This is a genomic window from Lacipirellulaceae bacterium (assembly GCA_040218535.1).
GTDB lineage: Bacteria > Planctomycetota > Planctomycetia > Pirellulales > Lacipirellulaceae > Adhaeretor.
Genome location: JAVJRG010000009.1, coordinates 239,515 through 259,312 on the forward strand (window position 1 = coordinate 239,515; position 19,798 = coordinate 259,312).

Sequence of the window (19,798 nt, forward strand, 5' to 3'; positions counted from 1 at the left end):
GTGTTACTCACCTGAGGATACTTGGTCATCGAAGGAGATTTGGTAGAGGTTCCAACCGTCACCATCGCTTGTGTAAATCAGGTTCCCATAGTGCGAACTGCCCAAAGGACGATGGAGATGACTCCTGCTCCAAGGAATGCTCACAGGCTCGACGAGCTCAAATCGTTCGAACAGGCTGGCTGCCGTCCAAACTTTTCGTCCGATGACATAGGGTCTGTCCCAATGGTCAAAGAAGACGATTCCTTCCTCGGGTACGCTGGCGAGACTTACTTGTTCGTCAACCTTGTCCGGAGTCAATTGAAAGAGCTGGGCATTGCTTGTCCAATAGAGTGATCCGTTGTGCAACGTTACTTCCGCACTTTTTGATATGCGTGACCGGAGCTCGCAGGCATGCTGCGTTCGCAGATTGAAAAGGAAGTTTCTTGGGCTCCAACGCCCTAGAACCACTTTCTGAAACGTGCCGTCCTCCTCGCGAAGAGGCATCACGAAGCTGGGCGAGAAAACCAATTGGCGAGATTCTTTTCTTCCCAATGGAAGTGGGCGATCCGTTGCGGGGATTGGCTTCTGGTAAATCTGTCGGAACTGGATTTGACCAGCGTCGTTGATAAGAGTTTCAGCCAGGCAAGACTGCTTCCCATCGGATTTGTCAATGATCCCCGCCCAGAGGGCACTTCCTGGCTCTTGCCCGATACACAAAGGGCTCCGTGACAGCCTTGGGAGTCCTTGGTCTCTTGTGAGTGTTAGGATGCTACCTTGCTGAGGGTCGATTGCGAGAATCTGTGATTTCCTTCCAATGATTCCGATCCAAACGTACTTCCCATCGAAGCAAGCAGAACTGAATGAATGCTGATTATCGATTGTAAAGATTGGTTCCAACTCGCCCGGCTTTTTCATCAGGGCAATGAACCGGGTACCGTATCCTCCGTAGCTGGAGAAGCCGTAGACGATATCAGTATGAGGGCCTGCGGGTTGGATGCCTGACAGCTTGATGGGGAAGTTCTGCCCCTCTTGATCTTGTAGCGCCAGTTGTATGCGACGAATTGAGACCCGAGGATCGGGAGGCGTTTCGTGAGGCGGTTCTCGTTCTGGCTGCGGGTCCGCTTCAGTGTTCGATGATTGTGATGGAAGCCAGGCAACCTCCTCGCTCAGATTCAGGAGGTCTTTGCCGGCATACATTTTCATGTGGGAGGGCGATAGTCCTGTCCGTGTGATTTGAGAAACGATGAACGCTGGGGAATCGAATTTCATTGCGATCCCAAGCAGTTGTTGCCGGAGCTGAAGATTCTCTTCCATGGATTCTCCGTACCAACTTGGCGAGCGAGTCAGCAGTGCCAGTATCCGAACCAGCGAGGTACGCTTCAACGAGTTGCTTTCTTGAGCCTCCTTCATGGCCTCAAGGATGCTTAATCGCGAGTGCCTTCGAGACGCCTGTATCGCTGCTAGGTCTTCTTGGTTGCAATGGGGATTGTTGGCTAGCTTGGTTAGTGCAACCGCGGCGATTTGAGAACCTTCGAAGTATTCCGACTCTTTGATTGCACGCACCAGACTTGCCAACTCCTTGTCAGCTTTCCTCAGGGCATCTTTCCGTACGGTCTGGTAGTCTTTCGCAGGACTTGCATTGTTCGACGCCTTGCGCGACTGAGGCTTCAATCTTCTTGGTTCTGCTTGTGATGATGTCGCTGTCTCCTGAGGCGACGTTCCCTCACGTCCTGTACACGACAAGAAGAATGGAATCATGCAACAAACAGTTGTCACACTCCACTTGCGTAGCAAGTAGCGGTCCGCGGCCAACATTGCTCTACTCATCGACGGTGCCAGCCTCTCTTGACGTATTCAGCCCAGCAATAGCACCCAAGGATTCGCCCTCGACAGTCGCACCTACACTGGAACCAAGCGTCGAGCGAAAAAACTCTTCGGGGTTGGTTGCGGCTACTCTCAACCTATTCTTTCCCTTTTCGCTCCACGAGCTTGGGTAGCAATCGCTGCGCGATATCTGCAGCCGCGTCCTGAAGTGCACGCTTTCCGGCTAGCTGTTCCACAAGGTCCACCGCCACACGAGTTTGCCTGTCCACGGCAACCACTTTGCCACTATTGCGATCGACGACTTTGACCTCAAGTCGCGCTTTAACAGAGATGAGATTTCCGCGGCGGATAGCGAATTCGCTAATCCCCTCACCCTTGATGAGATACTTTGCTTGCAGGCGACTGCCTTCACCATGATCAATGACGGTGAACCCAGATTCCTTGCAGTAGCGTATTATCTCCGTTTCCGCTGCCGGATCTAGAATCTCTCGGCCAAGATGGCGCTCCTCCACAAGAACATGTAGCACGGGACGCTCAGCTTCGCCAATCGCTTTACGCAGTGCCTTGATTCTATCTTTCCTGTTGATCGGTTTAGCAACGAGAGTACTGGAACGCTCCTTGATAGAACGAGCGATTTCGTCGCCCAGCTTATCGGCAAGGCCTTGTAGGCCATCCTTCGCAGGTCCTTTGACAGAAGCTCCGATAACTCGACTTGTCTCGGTGCCAATGATTTTTGCTATCAAATACAGGGTATTGTCGACTCGAAACACGGATCCGGTCACGATAATCCTCGCACCGGTCAACCGGCCTATCGCGATTGCTTCCCCCGGGTTCACAACCCCAGAGAGATTGAGCTCTGTTTCATCCAGTGTTTTGTCGAGATCGACTCGATCGACAAGAGACAATGATGGATCAACGGCGAGGTTCGCAAACACGAGGTCCGTCGTCTGGCCACCCTGCTCGGCAACCTCTTTTCCACGCTCGCGGAAGGGGAGGACAGCGATTGGATACTCTACTAGTACCGGATCTTTCTCCTTCAGGTCGGTAGCGGCGGCTGTCGCGGTTTCGTCTGATTCGACCTTAGGAGTTTGTGTGACTTTCTCTCGCGAGTGGACCGGTGAAGATGACAAAAGAAACAAGCTTGCCATCGCGATGATGCCTATGATCAGCTGCCGAAGGCGGATCAGATTCGCCAATCCAAAACTATCACTTAAGGTAATCATTTGGTTGATCCTTTGCAGAAGAGTGTGCTCGCATATCCTCGACGAGTTGGGCAAAAAGGTAGCGGGGTACGGGGCTTTCCTCCCATCGACTGATGACCTCACCGCAACAGATTATAAGCTGTCCTGGTTGTTCATGGGGTTCCGGAGCGGCGTACTCTAAGATTGCCCAATCCCAGCCGTTGGGTTTGGCCACTTGCAATACGGCAGAATCATTCCGTGCCTTGATCTCCAGACTACTCTTGGATACCAGTGGGTCAAATTGCTTGCTAAATCGCTTTGAAAGACTCTCATGTCCCAGCGTAATTTGGCTTAGGGTAGTTTTAGGGCGTAGGTTTTGAGAATCAATTGGGAACTCTCCTTCACTAGGAGCAAAGCACAAGACCCGGATGCCTCGATTTGCTGCTTGCACCAAGGTTGCGGCAAGGTTTGGGTTTTCGAGAAAAGAGATCCCTTCGCCCACCACTAGGATGCCGGCTTCGGCACGATCAATCGCTGCGAGATTGGGCAATACCCGGTGAGGAATTTTTGTCCTTTGAAACATCCTCTTCGTATCGCCTAAGTTGTCGAACAGTTGGAGTTCCGCTTGATTCAACAGTGACTCCTTCCCCGAAAACGGGTCCTCGGAAAAGACGTGCAAGGCATGGCTGAATTTCCTCGATTCGCCACCCACTACGGCAGATACTTGCAGTTGGAAGCTGAAGCTGATCCCTTTGCGTAGACGGGGAGCCGTAATTTGCAGATCAAAGGCTCGGCAAATATGCTTATCTTGAAGGTGTGCATTAGCCACACTCACGTCGTCGCTGCCGCACTCGAGCAATTCGCTAACGGTACTTTTACCCCGTGATATCGTTCTGCCGTTGCTTGTGATTGCCCATTCAACTCGAAGTGGCAATACTTTCTCGTCGATTCCACCAAAGCGGACGCAAGCTGCCCTATCAGCGAACACGCACCATTGTTGGCTTATGGGAACCAGTTCTTTCGACGCCACCTTCCCTGCGAAATGAAAAGTAGTAGAAAGTGCAAGTGCAGCACAGAATGCCGGGACGCATTTTCCTGGAATAGCAGAGTTGGAGCACATCACCCTAGCCCAGTTCACCAGTATCGGTCGAGTCAAGATCAATAAGGTTCGCCGTTTGGTGTAGTTGGTATTCAACGCCTTCGTGAGAAAACTTATGAATCAAAATGGTCGAGCCCAAACGCTGGAGATGACTAGCTTCAAGCTCTTCCAGAGGTCCACGAAAACCAGTCAGATCCGGAAGACAGCGTATTTCTATAGCGACCATCTCCTGATCCACCGGGTGAACCCAAGCTGACAGATTCCTACCGCCAGCTGCACCACGCAACTCAACCACTTGATCCTGCCCCATCACTAATTCGATGGCATGAACTACCTCAGATGGACCATGAGACTTCGAAGGAATTGTCAGCCGTAGCTGAATCGCCACGTAACGATCACGACTACTTGAATCGGACGGAGCCAGGCCCACTTCGAAAGAGCTGTCACCTTCAAAAATCCAGGCGATTTGCGATCCGTAAAGCTCACGACACGCGTTCAGCACAAACATCAGGCGCTGGTCTCGTTTTTCATCTTGGCCAGCTTCTTTACGAACCGAGTCCAATGAATCGGTCAGTTGATCGCCGTGGTTCCGCGGCTCAACGCGTTGCGCATTGAATGTTTTCCAAGTGACTAGAGAGATGAGTAATGCGGCAGCGATGGCAAGCATCGCCGCCAAGTGTCTTGATTGTGTCGTAGGTTCTGTCACTGCCAGGGGTTGTACGATGTGCTTGCGCATACTCGTCCTAAAGCTGTCCTGCAGCTCAGCGAGTTGCTCATCACTAGCCTCCGTAGAGTCGGCCCACATTTGCAAGGCTTGATCGAGTTTCGCTTCCCGAGGGTCATTCATGATGCAAGATAATCACCTAGAAGGGACTTAAGTTGCTTACGAGCTTGGTGAACCCGCCAGTACATTGTCGTTGTTGTGCAGCCAGCAACAGCCGCAGCCTGCTTGGCTGGAAGTTGCTCAATGGCTGTAAGCACAAGTGCAGCCCGAAGATCGGTCGAAAGCATGGAAAGTGCACTCTGAAGTTCTTTAGTCAACTCTGTACCTAAAGCTTGTTGTTCCGGTTGCACGTGGGGTTGAGCCTGGGTGTCACGATAAGAAACTACTTCCTCACTCCGGACATGTTTTTTCTGAGTGGCTTCCCGACGCAGAAATTCCTTACAGGTATTCAGGGCAACTCGATATAGCCAAGTCGAAAACTGGGATCGTCCGCTGTACGAGCCAGGTTGGGTCAGTATTTTGAGGAACGTCTCTTGGGCAACGTCATCCGCTGAGGTATGGCACAATGTCATACGATAGGCCAAGTTGCGCACCCGACGTAGGTGACGCGCAACTAATTGGTCGAATGCCTCAGGGGCAGACGTCGATTGGTACTCGGCCAAGAGTTGCTCATCAGTAAGTCTTTTTTCGGAGGCGCCCACAAATATGGATCTTGTCTGCTCAGAATTGTGAGTACCTAATGTCACTTCTAGAGTGGCCCTCTACTAGGTTAGATGCAGTCGAGCCAGAATCCTTGGCAACTACTGGCGAAAATACTCGAAATCTCAGGATTCTTGCGTATTGAGGAATGAGATTTCACCTCCCGCATAGGCAACTTCTCCTCGGCATTGACCTGATACCATGGCAGGCCTCGCGATTGACGGCAACCTAAGACTCCTCCGCCGTCGCGTTAGCCCTTGGTTTGAGGATTGGACGGTACACTCGATATGGGTTGACATATCAGTAGGCCTCCATGCATACAGGCGACCCTCAGGTGAGCCAAGCAGGGTCTCACCTAGACCAGAGATGCGACAACCTTATCCGACACCCTCTCGAACTACTTGGGATCCCGATTGATTTTGAGTAACAAGAGAGCTCTTTACACGTTGTTGACAGGAAACAGCTGAGCAATCAGCCAGGAGGATTGCGAGCTGACCGAGAGAGGATTGAAGGCCTACCTTGTGAAAGCTTTCACAAAGTAGGCGCAGAATTTTTTCCGAAATTTGTACGAACCTCGTGCCGAATTGGTACTCTTATACACAGACCAACGAAACATGGAGCCCTTTTGGGGGTATAGTTCAGTTAGAGGTAACCAAAATGATGTATTCAAGACCAAGCTTCATAAGCTTACAGCCGAAACAGTCCTTTCCGGGATGTATAGCATTTGCCGTGTTGGCGAGTGAACAACCCGGTTACGCGCTCGCCGGCGAACAGAATCCCAGTGATCTGGGACGCTTATGACACTTGGTCGACTCTTTGATGAGCCACAAGGCCCGGTGTCATAGACGCCGGGCCTTTTTCTTTGGCTCCTGCCGATTGAAGAGGCTGATCCCAATCGAATTTGGGCTGGTGGCTGAGATGGTATAGCGGCGGTTTGAAGCACCGCATACGAGGATTCGAGCGCCTCCCAGCCCGCTGTTTTTAGTGATACTGCGCGCACCCGGTGCGCGCAGAACTTGAAATGTACATGTCCGTGATGTCGCTCGGACACAAAACTGTACTGCCCCAGCATGGGCGTCGGCTTCCTCTTTGAGGTAGATAAACGAAAAGCTGGCCAGCGAGCAGCGTTTACCCGTTGCAACACTGGCGGTAAAGCCGGCGGAGATCTGTGTGGGAGCAGAGAAGCCGTCAAGTAACTGATGGTGTGAGTCGCCGTCCCACCGGCGGAATACTACCTGAAAGATCACGGATTAAGTGCGGTTATCGCGAAACGTGCTGGACCGGTGGCGGAAGCCACGTCGGACTCACAATCCGAAGTGTCCGGGAAGTTGCTAATCCTTCGGGAGCGGCACCAAACCGTGCGTGTGACAGAGTCGAAGTGCCTACTGCGGACGCCGCAAGGTGTTCGTGCTGCCCGAAAGGGGATTGGCGGACTACTTCCCGGAGTAGGAAACCGATCGAGCTAGGTGAGAGTGTCCGACGGGATAGTCGAGCCAAACCCAGAAGACTCGTTGCACTACTGCCTGCTGTTGGGCGGCGGAGACGTCAACAACAGAGGTGAAGGTGATGAAGGGTTTAACACGCCCGTGTGCAGACTCCGCTGAGTCGAAAGACGTTGATGCGGAGGGTCATCGCCAAGTCAGGATAGAGCTTGCGCTAAAACTGACTTTTTTTTGAACAACATGCCCCGTTGGTCTATTGGTAAGGATTGCAGGCTTTCAATCTGCAGATGAGGGTTCGATTCCCTCACGGGGTACTAACGACAGAACGTAGCGAAGTTTGGCATCGCGCTTGGTTTGGGACCAAGAGATCGTCGGTTCGAGTCCGACCGTTCTGACTGAAATGGTAGTCGAGGGCTGGTTGCCCCCAACTCTATCGTTGTGGGCGGCTGATAACCGAGTTGCGCTGAGTTCAATTCCCGGGGCTACCACTTTTAGAACTTTACGAACCTACAGGAGAAACAAGATGTCGACAGTCCTGCGATGCAAACGGATACGCCCAACCAACATTCGGGTTGTGGTGTAACGGCAGCATCCCTGGCTTTTAACCAGGTGGGTGTGGGTTCGAATCCTACCGGCCCGACTACTGGCGTGTAGCTCAGTGGTGAGAGCAGCGACCTTATAAGTCGAAGGCCGAAGGTTCAATTCCTTCCACGCCAACTTGAAAACAAACATGGGACTGAGGTGTTAGCGGCAGCATCCCTGGTTCTTACCCAGGCGGCTGAGGGTTCGAGTCCCTCTGGTCCCACTAGAAAAACAAAGCACTGGTCCGGGCACCGACGCGTAGCGTTGGTCGGCGGCCAAGACTCCGCTTTCGTAAGGCGGCAAAGTCGGTTCGAGTCCGACCCGGTGCTCTGATGTTCTTTGACAATTTGGTTAGCAATATCTTGCGCCCATGATGTAGTGGCAGCCTTCCTGCTCGCCATGCAGGGTGTGTCGGTTCGATTCCGGCTGGGCGCATTTCTTCAGGACGTGGGAAAGTTTGGCCAGTATCTCTGGAAACGGGGCGCGTGCCTCGGGCGCACGAGATCGCTGGTTCAAATCCAGTCGTCCTGACTCTTATTGCGGTGGGTCCTGTGCTGGTACGGGAAGGCGACTGTTAATCGTCGCGACGCAGGTTCGATTCCTGCCTCCGCAGCTCTATGTGCCCTTGGCCGAGCGGCAAAGGTTCCAGCCTTCCAAGCTGGTTAGGTGGGTTCGACTCCCACAGGGCACTCTTTGAAGCGAAAAAACATTCCGGGGTCGACGCTGCTGGTAGTGTTGCCTGCCTTTGAAGCAGGAGTCCGTAGGTTCGATTCCTACCCCCGGAACTAACACGAAAAACTTATGCGGGGTCGTTCAACGGTAGGACGGGGCGCTCTGAACGCTCTGATGTTGGTTCGAGTCCAACTCCCGCAGCTTACGGAAGTCATGCGGCTGGAAGCAAGGCACGCCGCCGAGCGATAGCGAGGATGAAGGCTGTGCCGCGGTAGCTGAAGCACAGCTTGAAAACAGTTGGTCGCTCGCGCGATTTGGGGGTTCGAGTCCCTCGACTTCCGCTGAATATGGTCCTGTCGTCTAGCGGCTAAGGCAGCTTCCTTACAAGAAGATGATCGGTGGTTCGAGTCCACCCAGGACTACTTTTAACGATGCCCGGATACGCCAATAGGTCGAGCGGCTCGGCTTAAACCCGAGTGTTTGCAGGTTCGATTCCTGCTCTGGGTACTAATGGCTCGGTAGGCAATTGGCAGACCACCTTGGCTTAGAACCAGGGATGCTGTGGGTTCGAGTCCCACCTGGGCCACTACAAGAGCAACATTGTCCTCGTGGAGCAGCTTGGAGTGCTCGCCACCCTGTCAAGGTGGAGGCCGTGGGTTCAAATCCCATCGGGGACGCTCTTAATTGTGGAATGCAGAATTCGGAATGCGGATTGAAAGCCAACAATTCCGAGATCCGCATTCCCAAATCCGAATTTGAATTGGCGCGGTACGCAAACTGGCAAACAGGCGGAGCTCAAACCTTCGTGACTGTTTGTGGGTTCGACTCCCACCCGTGCTACTTACTTGGGTTGTGCTCCTCGCGGCTGACTGTAAATCAGCTGTCTCAAAACAAGCGGGGTGGCCGACGAGAGGTTCAATTCCTTCACGACCCACTCGATACATAAGGCCCGTTGGTCTAGCGGCAGGATGCGAGTCCCTCAAACTCGCGGCACGGGTTCGATTCCCGTACGGGCTACTAAAGATAAGGGCGCTCACGAGAATGGGTTATGCGACCATATCGATTGATGTCGTATTCGCGATACTCCTGAAGAAATGCGTGAAGCCCGTTCTTGTCACGCTCGGCGCGAAACGCATCCCAGGTTTCAAAGAACTTTGGAATTGTTTCAACGTCATCACCATATTTCTTGATGAAGTAGTATTCCCAAGGTGTACACGGATCTAGGCCACGTCTTAGATGCAGCCATTCTAGGAATCCATCGAACAGACTGTTCTCCGGAAGATAATCCAATAATGCGATGTCGTAACCTCTCAAAAAGGAGATGAGAGGAGCGAATCCATACTCACCAAAAAACATGTGGAGACTTCTATAGTGCTCGCGAACTTCGGGATCATCAAGGAGCTCATTCACAGTGCGATTAGCATCGAAGGGTTCGCAACGCTCAGGCATATCGACTCAGTCTCCAATCTTGTCAATGTCAGGATCGTAAGGATTCATTATATAAAGATCTATGGTCAAACGAATCGATTAGCGCGGGTGAGCCAGTGCTCAGCCGGGTCTCATAAGCCTGGACCGTCGGGTGCGACACCCGAACCCGCCACTTAATCATGTATGCATAGTCACATGGTATCACCGTTTCCAGAAATACAGGACTTCTTCGTGCCAGTAATACAAAATCCAATCACCAGAAAAAGGAAGAATCGCGACGTCGGCACTAAGCGGATAACAGAAGTCATCCCAGTAATCAATAAACGTTGCGAGTCGAACTAGTGCGGCAGTGTCGTTGTCCCAGGAGATAAATGCGCTGCCATCGGGAGACGGAAGAACTTCACAAAGCCACTTATATGCTCCTGGCTGTTCGCCAGAGGTATCAAATGATTCGACTACTTGTTTATCCACCGCTGACTGCAGTTGAGTACCCGTTCGACCGACGATGCGAAGCGGAATCGGTTTCAGTAAATTCTCAAGGATTGTGTCCAATTCATTTGCCTTGTGTACCTTCAAAGGCTGGATCGATGCAAGCACGTCACTCGGTAGCAGATTCCATTTCGGGTCCGTCCATCGCCAACGCAAAGAAAACTCATCCATAGTCAGGAGATCATTCGGTTCAACAGTCAACACAACAACATAGTCTCGCTGTGACAGAAACGTTTAGTTTCGGAGCATTGGAAAGAAGTTCTAGCAAGTCACGACTGGGTACGCAAACTGGCAAAGCGATCAGGTCGAGAGCCTGATGATTTTGTGGGTTCGACTCCCACCCTAGTCACTCAATGATCCCGTAGAGTCAAAAAATGCGACTCATAGCCGGGATACTAAACAGAACCGTCTGAGGTGTACTTGGATTGCACACCTGTCTGTGACACAGGAGGGACAGGTTCGAATCCTGTCGGACGGACTTACAGAATCGATACGAGTGTGCTCCTGGGAGAGCAGTCATCCTCCAAAACTGACGGACAGGGTTCGACTCCTTGCGCTCGTGCTTTGCCGAAGTGGCCGAATAGCTAGGCACCGGTTTTGCCCCGTCCCTTGAGAAAGCGGCGGTTGGTGCTGGTGCAAGTCCAGTCGTCGGCCCCACATCTCGATGGTGTAATTGGATCGCACAGGACTCTCCTAAAGTCCAAGTCCTTGTTCGATTCCAGGTCGAGATACTACTTAACTAAGCCTTGCGAGTGTGATGGACTAGCACGGCAGACTTCGAATCTGCAAGACGGGGTTCGATTCCCTGGTGAGGTACTTAAAACATAGCCTGTGAGTGTGGCGGATTGCACGAGCAAGGGCCGCCGCCGAGCAGTGCGCAGGAAAAAGGCTTGCCCGCGGTAGCTGAAAAACAGCAGGTCGAGGGCCAGGTTCAACTCCTGGATGGGCTATTTTGAATGCGGAATGGGGATTTCAGAATGCGGAATCAACTTGGATCATTCCGCAATCCGCATTCCCAAATCCGAAGTTGAAAGACGCTGGAGCCAGACGGCCAAGCCACCGGCTGCAATCCGGGTAAAGTGGGTTCGACTCCCACCGGCGTCTCTTAGAAAGCGAAGTTTTGTATGTGCTGGGCCAGCGGCGCACGTTGCCTCGTTATGCGATTGGCATAGTGTGTTCCGTGAATGGACTGTTACGAAAGTACACGAAACTGCCAAAAGGTTAGCTCAGACGGCAGAGCACCATCCTTGCACGATGGATGTCGCGGGTTCGAGTCCCGTACCACATCAGGCTGTTAACCTGACCCCGGCGCGAAAGCGTCACCATGAAGCCCGAGGGTAGCGAACGGTTGTTTGATCAGTCGCGCGTTGTCGTACTCACTACGGTGAGACGTTAGCGTAGCGGCAACACATACCGACGCTATGCAGTGCGTGGATACCGCTTTCACGCACGCTGTGTCCGAAGGTTGCGGAAGCTAAGTGTCGCCCAACGAGCAATGTTCGTGACGGCCTCATAGGTGAAAGCAACTGAACGATGCAGCGAACATGACCGCTCAAATTGCACTCCGCGCTCTGGATGTGTGACCAAGCGATTCGTTCCGCTGCCCGAGGGTGTTTTTATCTCAAGCTATTGCGAACCAAAAACACAAATCACAAGTCCTCAACTTCAATACAAGAAGCTACCTCAACGAAGGTTACGAAACGTGTGGCGAGCCGACCATCCGTCTCATTCCCATGCAGTTCCTCGGCCAGAAAGGAAGTACAACCATGTTCCCATTTAAGCGAGTAAAGATCCGCAGCTACGAAGTCGGTTTGTACTTCCGCGACGGTGAATTCCAGCGATTGCTGACCGCAGGTCGGCACTGGCTAGTAGATCCGCTGTGGAAGACGCACATCGACGTGGTCTCACAGCGAGATCCGTGGATCGAACACGACAAGCTAGACGTCATCGTCAAGAGTGGCGCACTCACTGACCTAGCCAAGGTCGTTGACCTGAAGGACAGTGAGCGAGCGTTGGTCTGGATCGAAGGTCGTTTCAGCCACATCCTGCCGCCAGGTCTGTACGCCTACTGGACTGGTTTCAAGGATGTACGTGTTGAAGTGATCGACGCCCGCGAGGTTCGGTTCCAGCACGGTGACTTCAAGGCAATTGTCGCTTCGCCATACGCTACGCAGGTGCTCGACATCTGCAGCGTTGAGCGAAACCACGTAGGTGTGTCGTTCACCGACGGCGACTACGTGGAGACATTGGCCCCAGGTCAGTACGCGTTCTGGAAGAACGTGGCTGATTCGAAGGTTGTCGAGGTCGACATGCGTGAGCAGGCACTCGATGTCGCCGGTCAGGAAATCATGACTGCCGATAAGGTGACCCTACGCATGAACGCCTTGGTCACTTACCGCATCACCGATGCGCGTAAGGCCGTGATGGTAGCCGACGGCGTCAAGCAGTCGCTGTACCGCGAGGCACAGTTGGCGCTGCGTGCCGTGGTTGGCACCCGTGATTTGGATTCGTTCCTGACGGACAAGGATGCTGTCACTAGCGAGTTCGAAGAGCAGGTCCGTCAGCGTGCTGGTGATCTGGGTCTGGAGGTTGTTTCGGTAGGTGTCCGCGATGTCATCCTACCGGGCGACATGAAGGACCTAATGAACAAGGTCACCGAGGCCAAGAAGGCGGCCGAGGCCAACCTGATTGCCCGACGTGAGGAAACGGCGGCTATGCGTAGCCAGGCGAACACCGCCAAGCTACTGGCCGACAACCCGACCCTCATGCGACTCCGAGAACTGGAAGTTCTGGAGAAGGTTGCCACCACGGGTAACCTGAACGTCGTGCTAGGCGAAAAGGGCCTGGCCGATCGGGTTGTCAATTTATTGTAGTCGTGAACGCCGGAGGCCGGGAGCGATCTCGGTCTCCGGTATTGCATCTAGCGGCGATAGTCTATTGGAATGACGTAGGTGCACTCAGCAAAGCCTTGAATTAACTGCCCAGGACGTAAACGCCAAACGGTAATTGCCAATCTGTGTTTGTTGCTACGGAGCGTCTCTCTTACGTCAGTTCACCTCACCGTTAGCCCCGGCCATTAGTTACAGGGCGCTGTGATATCGACATCACCCGATGGAGCTATGACTTGAAACTCAACAGAACCAAAGGAAGATTTGATCACCAATGAGAGTTTGAGCTCTTACAAAACCATCGAAGCTGATGCAGGTGCCACCATTTTGAACCCCTGAGATCGTCTCTCGATGGCACGCCATTTCCATTCAAATATCTATCGCGAGGCTAGCTGACAAGCCCTGCATCAGCCGTTAGGTGCCCAGCTCGCAAGCAAATCTTCAGGCCAGAAAAGACCGGGGAGCATGGCAACTGACGTGGTGTCAGGATGAGCAAGTATTGGAAAGCAGTTACCAACTAACATCTTCTGTGGCATGTGCTTGCGGACGCAGAGAATAGAACTGGTGAGCACCGAATTGTCGTCGCTCAAAGAAGTAGGAACCGCCTGAGGGACGAGCCAAGCATTGTTGTTATTCACATCACGGTAAAGTTTCTTTTCGTGAACATCCGTTGTGTGACCAGTTCGCTGCTCGCTCATTTTTTCCGCTAGATCGATCAACCGCATCAGCTCGTCGTGCAAATGTAAGTGCGGACTATACACGACGACACCTCGGCCGTCATTTTGACCTTTTGAAAAAAGATCGGTACTAGCAACAACTAAAACGGCCCAAACGACTTGGCCTTGCTCTAACAAAAACTGGTGCTCTTCGTAAATTGCTTTGAGCTGGTTTGACATCCCAAATGCCAGAAGCGGACGCTTAATTCGCAAATACCGCTGCGTTTTGGTATCGAACGTGCGCGGAGCCTCGCCCAACCGCAATCTGGAGTTACGTATGATTTGTATCCGCACGTCTGACATACTTCGTTCTCACCTATGAGAGTTGTTAGTAATCAAAGCAGCTTTCATCATGACTACAGGACAAATGGCTGATTCACTCCATATGAACTCTTTTTCAGTTTTCGTGTCCTCTGTAGATTAGTGAATGTTCAGTCGTATGCAAATCAATCATTGAGCAGGGCGTGTTCTCAACTGCAACGACCAAGCTCAAGCACCATACGAGCAGCACCATGCATTTGGAAAGTCAGCCTGAATACGCTAGACATGACCTAGAGCAGCAGACTCTCGATCTTTATGAGTCTGGGCAATATAACAGCGCCTATCAGAACTTACGAGAATCAGGAGGCCTTGACGCCTTACAAGGTTCAGCGGGTCGGGCGTTGGCGGGACGACTCGCCAATGTCTTGGGCGCTCCGCGATACGGAGCGTCGATTCATCTTCGTGCTTGGCGACAGTCTCCAGATGCCGAGACGCTGGGCTTTTACGTCGCATTGGAGTACGCGCGAAAATACGGCCCCGTTCAAGCGCTAAAGTTTCTCGAATCCATCGAGACAGAAGCACTAAGTCCCAAAGCATTCTCCGACGTTGCGTCTGCAAAAGTCTACATGCTCGCCGCCTTGAGAGACTTCGAGCCTGCAGAAGACGCTCTGTCACGTGCCTTCGATGCGGTACCCGCTCGTCCGTGGCTTTACATTACGAAAGGAACACTGCTGCAGTGCCAAGATCGTCCAGAAGAGGCGCTCGAAGCCTACGAACAGGCATTACAGGAACGCCCCTACTATCGCCCGGGAGTTCAGTCGTTAGCGGGACAAATGGTGCAACTTAATCGCGTCGACGAAGCGCGAGCTCTGTTAATTGACGCTTGCGACCGACTGCAATGTGGATTGTTACACATTCAATTGGCTCAACTTGAACGCGAACTCTCGATGTACGAACTAGCGCGTGGCCGACTGGAAGCTGCGATGCCACTCTTGCTGCTGTACGATCGCGATCGAGATTCAAAGAAAAACTACTTAGGTTTGGCTGCGATGTTAGCCTACGACGTGGGAGATCTCGATGAGTCGATACGATTATCCAAGGAAGTAGACACAAAGTTCCATAAAACAGTCGTCGAAAACTTAGAACAGCATCGTTCGACAGGCCGACGCGTAGTGTTAGACGTAGGCTTTACGTTGCAACACGATGTTACTTGCGTGCCGGCAACACTGTCCACACTGTGCCAGTTTTGGAATCAGCCTGTCGAGCACCTCGAGATTGCAGAGGAAATTTGCTACGACGGCACTCCAGCTCATGCGGAGCGCGAGTGGCTCGAAGAACACGGCTTCTTTTGCCGAGAATTCACACTCGATTGGGACACCTCACTCGCACTCATCGACGCCGGGTTACCGTTTACCCAAACGCTCACGGGATACACGATGGGGCACATGCAAGCCGTCATCGGCTACGACAGCCGTAGTGGTGTACTCATCTATCGCGATCCGAACGTTCGTCACTCAGGTGAAGTGCTCGGCAAGGAGTTGCTCGAACACTTAAGATCGACGGGGCCTCGAGGAATGGTTTTCGTCCCCGAAGCCCAGCGATCGAAAGTCGACGCACTCGATCTCCCTGACCATCAGCTCTGGACCTTGAGTCATCGCATCTCCGTGGCTTTAAACGCTCATCGCCGCGATGACGCCGTCAAGATCTACAAAGAACTTGAAGAAATAGAACCGGATCATCGGATCACAACGCACTCTCGCGCTCGAATCGCTGCCTACGATGGCGATCTGCGCAAACTCGACAAGCTGACGGATCGGCTGCTGGAGGAGTTTCCCAAAGATCAATATCAATGGTCCGTCAAGCTTAGTATTTTGCGTCAGCTAGCGACTCGCGCTGATCGTCTCAAGGTACTGGAAGAACTTTGCGATCAACCTGACTGCGAGATGGTCTATCGTCACCAGTTGCTCGATGAACTTTTGGGAATTCCAAACGAACGAGAGCATGTGGATTACCTACTAAAGCGATGCATGCGTGCCAACTCAATCGACGCCCAGACGTTCACTCTGCTGGCGCGTCAGAACTGGATCACAGGCAATCGCGACGAGTCGCTCGGGTGGTATCGCTATGCCGCCTGTCTTGAGACACGAGCTGACAACCGATCGATGACTTATTTCCACGCCTCTTGTGCTTTGAATCGATCCGACGAAGCGATAAAGATGCTTCGTGACAGGTTTCAGCGCTTCAAGACCCGAGATAGTGGGCCGGCGCGCAGCCTGGTTGAGGCACTCGATCACTTGTTCAAGACCAAAGAGGCGTTAGAGGTACTGCGAGAAGCGGTCAAGGCTCGCCCTGATGATGGAGAATTGCGGCTGTTTGCTTGTCAGTTCTTGATGCGTTTGGGCAAGCTCGAAAAAGCGCAAGAACAATTAGAATCTGCCAAGAGTAAGTGCCACGAAGCCGATTGGCTAGCCACAGCAGCGCAGCTTGCCCAACAACGTGGACGTCTTGGGCAAGCCTACAAGTATCTTGATAAGTCGTTGCAGAAATCGCCCCTAAATGTTCAAACCCATCGCCGGACGGCAGAGGTGTTGGCAGACTGGCGTGGAGCCGACGTAGCAGCAAAGCATCTGACCAAGTATGTCAAGCGATTCCCTCGGAACTCAGAATTACGAGCTCTTCTGGTCGAAATTTCTTCTGAGATTGGAGTGGAATCAGCGATCGAAGCGGCGCAGGCACATCTCAAGCTCCACCCCGAGGATGCATGGTGTTGGAGAGAGCTTGGATACAAATACGTGGAGCAAAGAAAATGGTCTGAGGCTTCATTAGCAGCAAAGGAGGCTGAAAAGAACGACCCGCAAGCACAAGAGCTACAACTACTGAAAAGCATGATCGCAAAGGGACAGGGCGATGACGTTCGTGCTCGGGAACACTGCGTCAAAGCGCTGCGGATCTCCGTGGATTATTTAGCTGCCATGCAAGAGCTTGTTCGGTTGTGTGACTCTCAAGAGGAACGACAACAACTTGCCAAGGTCATTCTGGAAGAAATGAAGCAACAGGTGATTTATGGGGAGACCTTACATACGTTCCGCCACTTTGCCGCTCGGGCATTCGAAGCCGACAAGGCGCTGGAAATCGTCAAAGAGGCCCAAGCAGCTCGGCCCGATCTTTGGCAGTCCTCCTCTGCTGTTGTGGCACAGCTCGTTGCGATGAAACGTATCGAGGAAGCGATCAAAGAAGCCAAGTCGAATGCTAAGAAGTTTCCTTTGCTGCCAGTGGTATGGATCGACTTGGCGAACGTTTACCTCGCCTCTGGAAACCTCCGAAAAGAGATCGAGGCTCTAGGAAAAGCACTAGCAATCAACTCTCGCAACGGTGAGACCTTACGTAATCTCGCCGAGGCCTATCGCCGCGCAGGGAAAATTGACAAAGAAGAGCAATTTCTTCGCCGCGCGTGTGAAAGCGAACCGCGAGATGTGACTCATCGCGGAGCTCTAGCAGACTGCTACTGGCGTGAGGGAAAACGAGATGTTGCGCTGGATACTATTCGCAAAGCGATCGAACAGGAACCCGGATATGAATGGGGCTGGGAGCGTCTGGAAGACTGGTCCTATGTCATTAACGAACCTGACCAACTCGTTGAAATGACACAAACGAACGTCGATGCCCGTCCCGAATCTTTGATTGCTTGGTTGCAACGGGCTGAGATTTTGGAGCGATTTCCCGAAAAAAGCCAGGAACGATGGAACTCGATCGAGCAGGCGTTGAAAATCGACCCCCGCTCGACAAGCGCCTACGAACATCAGGCTCGTTTCCTGGCAACTCATGGTCGGTTTGACGAAGCGCTTGCTGCCTGCGAACCCGAGGTGTTTAGCGATCGCCAACCGCTGCAATTGCAGAGTCGAGCGGCAATCATCGAGTACCAGCGTGGTGACCGCGATGCCGCAATCAAGCGCATGCGTCAGGTGGTCAAAACAGATCCTCACTATGCGTTTGCGTGGTCTCAGTTAGCAACTTGGAATCAAGAGATCGGCGATCTGGATGAGGCCCTGAAGTGTGCGAAGCAACTCACGCAAATCGCACCCTACGCTCCAGCCAGCTGGGGATACGTTGCGGAGTGCCTGATCAATAGCGAAAAACTTGACGAAGCCAAGAAGCACTTAAAACGCGCCGTCGATCTGGATAGCTCCTATCTTTATGGGGGGCATACCCTGATTCGTCTTCATGTTGACGAGGGCCGTTTCGACGAAGCACTAAAAATGCTTGGTGTGATAAGCCCTCACCTTACCGAATACGAGACGGCTGCCACTGAATCTCGGCTCCACGCGCTTGCCAATCGGGAACGAGAAGCGATCAACGCGTTACGCTCCGCATGCCAGGCAAGCGCCGAGACGAACGACCACCTAATGGCCGCAGTTGACCAACTACTCATGCAAGGTTGGGCCGTGCAGGTCAAGGAGGTCCTAAGAGATACGATCAATCAGCAACTAGCCAGCCCTCAGGCAGTCAGCACTTTGGTCGAAGTACTTGCTCGTGAGGCAAAGCTAAGTGAGATTGAAGCTCTATGTGAATCTTTGGATGATACGTCGGTCCACTGGTTGGAGGCCGTCGCTGCCTACTTGGAAGTCCTTGGCGATGCTCAGACGGTCGATCGGATCAATGCATTCGTAGCACCTAAGCAGCAAAAAATTCGGGAACATACGAATTCTTGGGCATTGGTTGGGTCTGCTCTGCAACAAAGCGGACAATGGCAAGCCGCTGTCGATTGGATGGCTGATTGGAACGCACGTAACGATGCTCAAACTCACCAATTGGGTCCCCTTGCTCTTTCGCTGCTCTCGCTTGGCCAAGCCCAAGAGGCAATCGAGGTCGTCAATCGTACCTTGTCGCTGCCGCTGGCAAATGCGACGGACACGCTTCGTGTTTTGGGAGCAAGTGCGGAAGTTCTCTTAGGAAATCAAGAATCGACCGCGAGACGTTTGGCTTCGGTCACGCCCCAATACTTGAGTCCCTTCTACGCAAGCCTCTATGCAATGCTCCGTGCAGCAAGCCATGGTGCCGTAGAAGTTTCGCGCGGATCGAAATGGAAAGATGCGTGGAAGGATTGGCAAGAAACCGAGAAACAACATAGCCAAACCTCGAATGAAGAGCTGTTCGAAACAATCCGATTGCACAGTCGGTTGCTGCTCATCCGCCAAAGCGGCAATGCAATCAGGACCTGGATGGCCACGCGCGCTTGCCGCAAGGCATCGGTACGTCTCGCAGAAAAAGCGAAGTCCATCCGTAGCTAATGTAATGACGTATCAAAGCATGTCGTCGCCCATAGATCGTAAGACATACTGGGTCACGAACAGCCTGATTAATCTTCACCTAGGTCTACCAGGCCGAGGTGTCCTTAGTCAAATTGCTAGCGTGCACAGGACGTAAACGCCAATCGTTCCGTGCAGCGGACGTTTCTAAAGAGGGCCGAAAGCGCTAAGGCAATGCAAGATAAGGTACACAGCTGCGAGCTAGCCGCAATTCTCCGGCGCGCCAGTTGATGCAACCTCAGCTGATTTGGCCTGGGGTAAGAACTGCAGCAGTGTACTTCTTAAGCTCTCTCTGTGGTGGATTTGGACTACTCATCAATCACCACTTGGGTTCCCTGCCGCGGGGATAAATCGTGATTCAGTTGCTACGACCTACTGGAATGACGATAGGCACTACTTGTATCGCTCTTGAGAAGTTTTACATGCAAAGGATGCGGCAACGCGTTTTATCCGATGCCTAAAGATTGATGACTCAGGTTCGTCGCGTCCTATTTTGACCATGGTCGAT

Annotated in this window: 9 protein-coding genes and 24 tRNA genes; 26 read left to right on the plus strand and 7 right to left on the minus strand. The window is 52.6% G+C overall.

From position 1 onward, the window contains the following. Positions 1–3 precede the first annotated feature (3 nt). The 4 genes from RIB44_11895 to RIB44_11910 form a co-directional block, all read right to left on the minus strand. Positions 4–1,806 carry a hypothetical protein gene (locus RIB44_11895; protein ID MEQ8617289.1) on the minus strand — a complete coding sequence of 601 codons (1,803 nt, stop codon included), beginning with the start codon at positions 1,804–1,806 and terminating at the stop codon, positions 4–6. Positions 1,807–1,940: 134 nt separating this feature from the next. Continuing rightward, complete coding sequence (locus RIB44_11900; protein ID MEQ8617290.1) at positions 1,941–3,026, minus strand: CsgG/HfaB family protein; 1,086 nt, start codon at positions 3,024–3,026, stop codon at positions 1,941–1,943. Next, positions 3,010–4,179: a hypothetical protein gene (locus RIB44_11905; GenBank protein ID MEQ8617291.1), complete on the minus strand. Its 1,170-nt coding sequence runs from the start codon at positions 4,177–4,179 to the stop codon at positions 3,010–3,012. The genes RIB44_11900 and RIB44_11905 overlap by 17 nt, the downstream gene beginning before the upstream one ends. After that, the gene (locus RIB44_11910; protein ID MEQ8617292.1) at positions 4,109–4,930 is read right to left on the minus strand and encodes a hypothetical protein; all 822 of its coding nucleotides are present in this window, start codon (positions 4,928–4,930) and stop codon (positions 4,109–4,111) included. The genes RIB44_11905 and RIB44_11910 overlap by 71 nt, the downstream gene beginning before the upstream one ends. A 1,479-nt stretch (positions 4,931–6,409) precedes the next feature. On the opposite strand from RIB44_11910, the gene RIB44_11915 reads away from it, so the two are divergent. The 19 genes from RIB44_11915 to RIB44_12005 all read left to right on the plus strand — a co-directional run bounded on the left by RIB44_11915 (position 6,410) and on the right by RIB44_12005 (position 9,219). Continuing rightward, positions 6,410–6,481, plus strand: a tRNA-Phe gene (locus RIB44_11915). Positions 6,482–7,190: 709 nt separating this feature from the next. Then, positions 7,191–7,262: transfer RNA gene (locus tag RIB44_11920), tRNA-Glu, on the plus strand. 7 nt (positions 7,263–7,269) lie between these two features. After that, a tRNA-Pro gene (locus tag RIB44_11925) sits at positions 7,270–7,343 on the plus strand. 173 nt (positions 7,344–7,516) lie between these two features. Continuing rightward, a tRNA-Lys gene (locus tag RIB44_11930) sits at positions 7,517–7,588 on the plus strand. 4 nt (positions 7,589–7,592) lie between these two features. Next, positions 7,593–7,665 (plus strand) — tRNA-Ile (locus RIB44_11935). Positions 7,666–7,680: 15 nt separating this feature from the next. After that, a tRNA-Lys gene (locus tag RIB44_11940) sits at positions 7,681–7,753 on the plus strand. A gap of 38 nt (positions 7,754–7,791) precedes the next feature. Further along, positions 7,792–7,859, plus strand: a tRNA-Thr gene (locus RIB44_11945). 35 nt (positions 7,860–7,894) lie between these two features. Beyond that, positions 7,895–7,965: transfer RNA gene (locus RIB44_11950), tRNA-Gly, on the plus strand. A 6-nt stretch (positions 7,966–7,971) separates the two neighbouring features. After that, positions 7,972–8,061: transfer RNA gene (locus RIB44_11955), tRNA-Pro, on the plus strand. A 7-nt stretch (positions 8,062–8,068) separates the two neighbouring features. Continuing rightward, a tRNA-Asn gene (locus RIB44_11960) sits at positions 8,069–8,143 on the plus strand. 6 nt (positions 8,144–8,149) lie between these two features. After that, positions 8,150–8,221: transfer RNA gene (locus tag RIB44_11965), tRNA-Gly, on the plus strand. A gap of 19 nt (positions 8,222–8,240) precedes the next feature. Then, a tRNA-Gln gene (locus tag RIB44_11970) sits at positions 8,241–8,315 on the plus strand. Positions 8,316–8,332: 17 nt separating this feature from the next. Further along, positions 8,333–8,403 (plus strand) — tRNA-Gln (locus RIB44_11975). Between the two features lie 148 nt (positions 8,404–8,551). Continuing rightward, positions 8,552–8,624, plus strand: a tRNA-Val gene (locus RIB44_11980). 11 nt (positions 8,625–8,635) lie between these two features. Then, positions 8,636–8,709: transfer RNA gene (locus tag RIB44_11985), tRNA-Leu, on the plus strand. Positions 8,710–8,714: 5 nt separating this feature from the next. Continuing rightward, positions 8,715–8,788: transfer RNA gene (locus tag RIB44_11990), tRNA-Leu, on the plus strand. Positions 8,789–8,804: 16 nt separating this feature from the next. Continuing rightward, a tRNA-Asp gene (locus RIB44_11995) sits at positions 8,805–8,879 on the plus strand. 85 nt (positions 8,880–8,964) lie between these two features. Beyond that, positions 8,965–9,042, plus strand: a tRNA-Leu gene (locus RIB44_12000). A gap of 106 nt (positions 9,043–9,148) precedes the next feature. Beyond that, a tRNA-Glu gene (locus RIB44_12005) sits at positions 9,149–9,219 on the plus strand. Here RIB44_12005 and RIB44_12010 read toward each other — a convergent pair. After that, on the minus strand, positions 9,220–9,651 hold the full coding sequence (locus tag RIB44_12010; protein MEQ8617293.1) for a hypothetical protein: 432 nt from the start codon (positions 9,649–9,651) through the stop codon (positions 9,220–9,222). A 180-nt stretch (positions 9,652–9,831) separates the two neighbouring features. Then, the gene (locus RIB44_12015) at positions 9,832–10,290 is read right to left on the minus strand and encodes a hypothetical protein (protein MEQ8617294.1); all 459 of its coding nucleotides are present in this window, start codon (positions 10,288–10,290) and stop codon (positions 9,832–9,834) included. A 102-nt stretch (positions 10,291–10,392) separates the two neighbouring features. Here RIB44_12015 and RIB44_12020 point away from each other — a divergent pair. The 6 genes from RIB44_12020 (at position 10,393) to RIB44_12045 (ending at position 12,992) form a co-directional block, all read left to right on the plus strand. Next, positions 10,393–10,468: transfer RNA gene (locus RIB44_12020), tRNA-Leu, on the plus strand. A 56-nt stretch (positions 10,469–10,524) separates the two neighbouring features. Then, positions 10,525–10,597, plus strand: a tRNA-His gene (locus RIB44_12025). Positions 10,598–10,685: 88 nt separating this feature from the next. Next, a tRNA-OTHER gene (locus RIB44_12030) sits at positions 10,686–10,776 on the plus strand. 86 nt (positions 10,777–10,862) lie between these two features. Beyond that, positions 10,863–10,935 (plus strand) — tRNA-Arg (locus RIB44_12035). Between the two features lie 217 nt (positions 10,936–11,152). Continuing rightward, positions 11,153–11,223 (plus strand) — tRNA-Cys (locus tag RIB44_12040). A 662-nt stretch (positions 11,224–11,885) separates the two neighbouring features. Beyond that, positions 11,886–12,992: a slipin family protein gene (locus RIB44_12045; protein MEQ8617295.1), complete on the plus strand. Its 1,107-nt coding sequence runs from the start codon at positions 11,886–11,888 to the stop codon at positions 12,990–12,992. Positions 12,993–13,414: 422 nt separating this feature from the next. Here the strand turns inward: RIB44_12045 and RIB44_12050 are convergent, their stop codons facing one another. Beyond that, positions 13,415–13,903: a hypothetical protein gene (locus RIB44_12050; protein ID MEQ8617296.1), complete on the minus strand. Its 489-nt coding sequence runs from the start codon at positions 13,901–13,903 to the stop codon at positions 13,415–13,417. 332 nt (positions 13,904–14,235) lie between these two features. Between RIB44_12050 and RIB44_12055 the strand changes: the two genes are divergently transcribed. Continuing rightward, entirely contained in the window at positions 14,236–19,272 is a 5,037-nt protein-coding gene (locus tag RIB44_12055) for a tetratricopeptide repeat protein (GenBank protein ID MEQ8617297.1), read from the plus strand. Positions 19,273–19,798 lie beyond the last annotated feature (526 nt).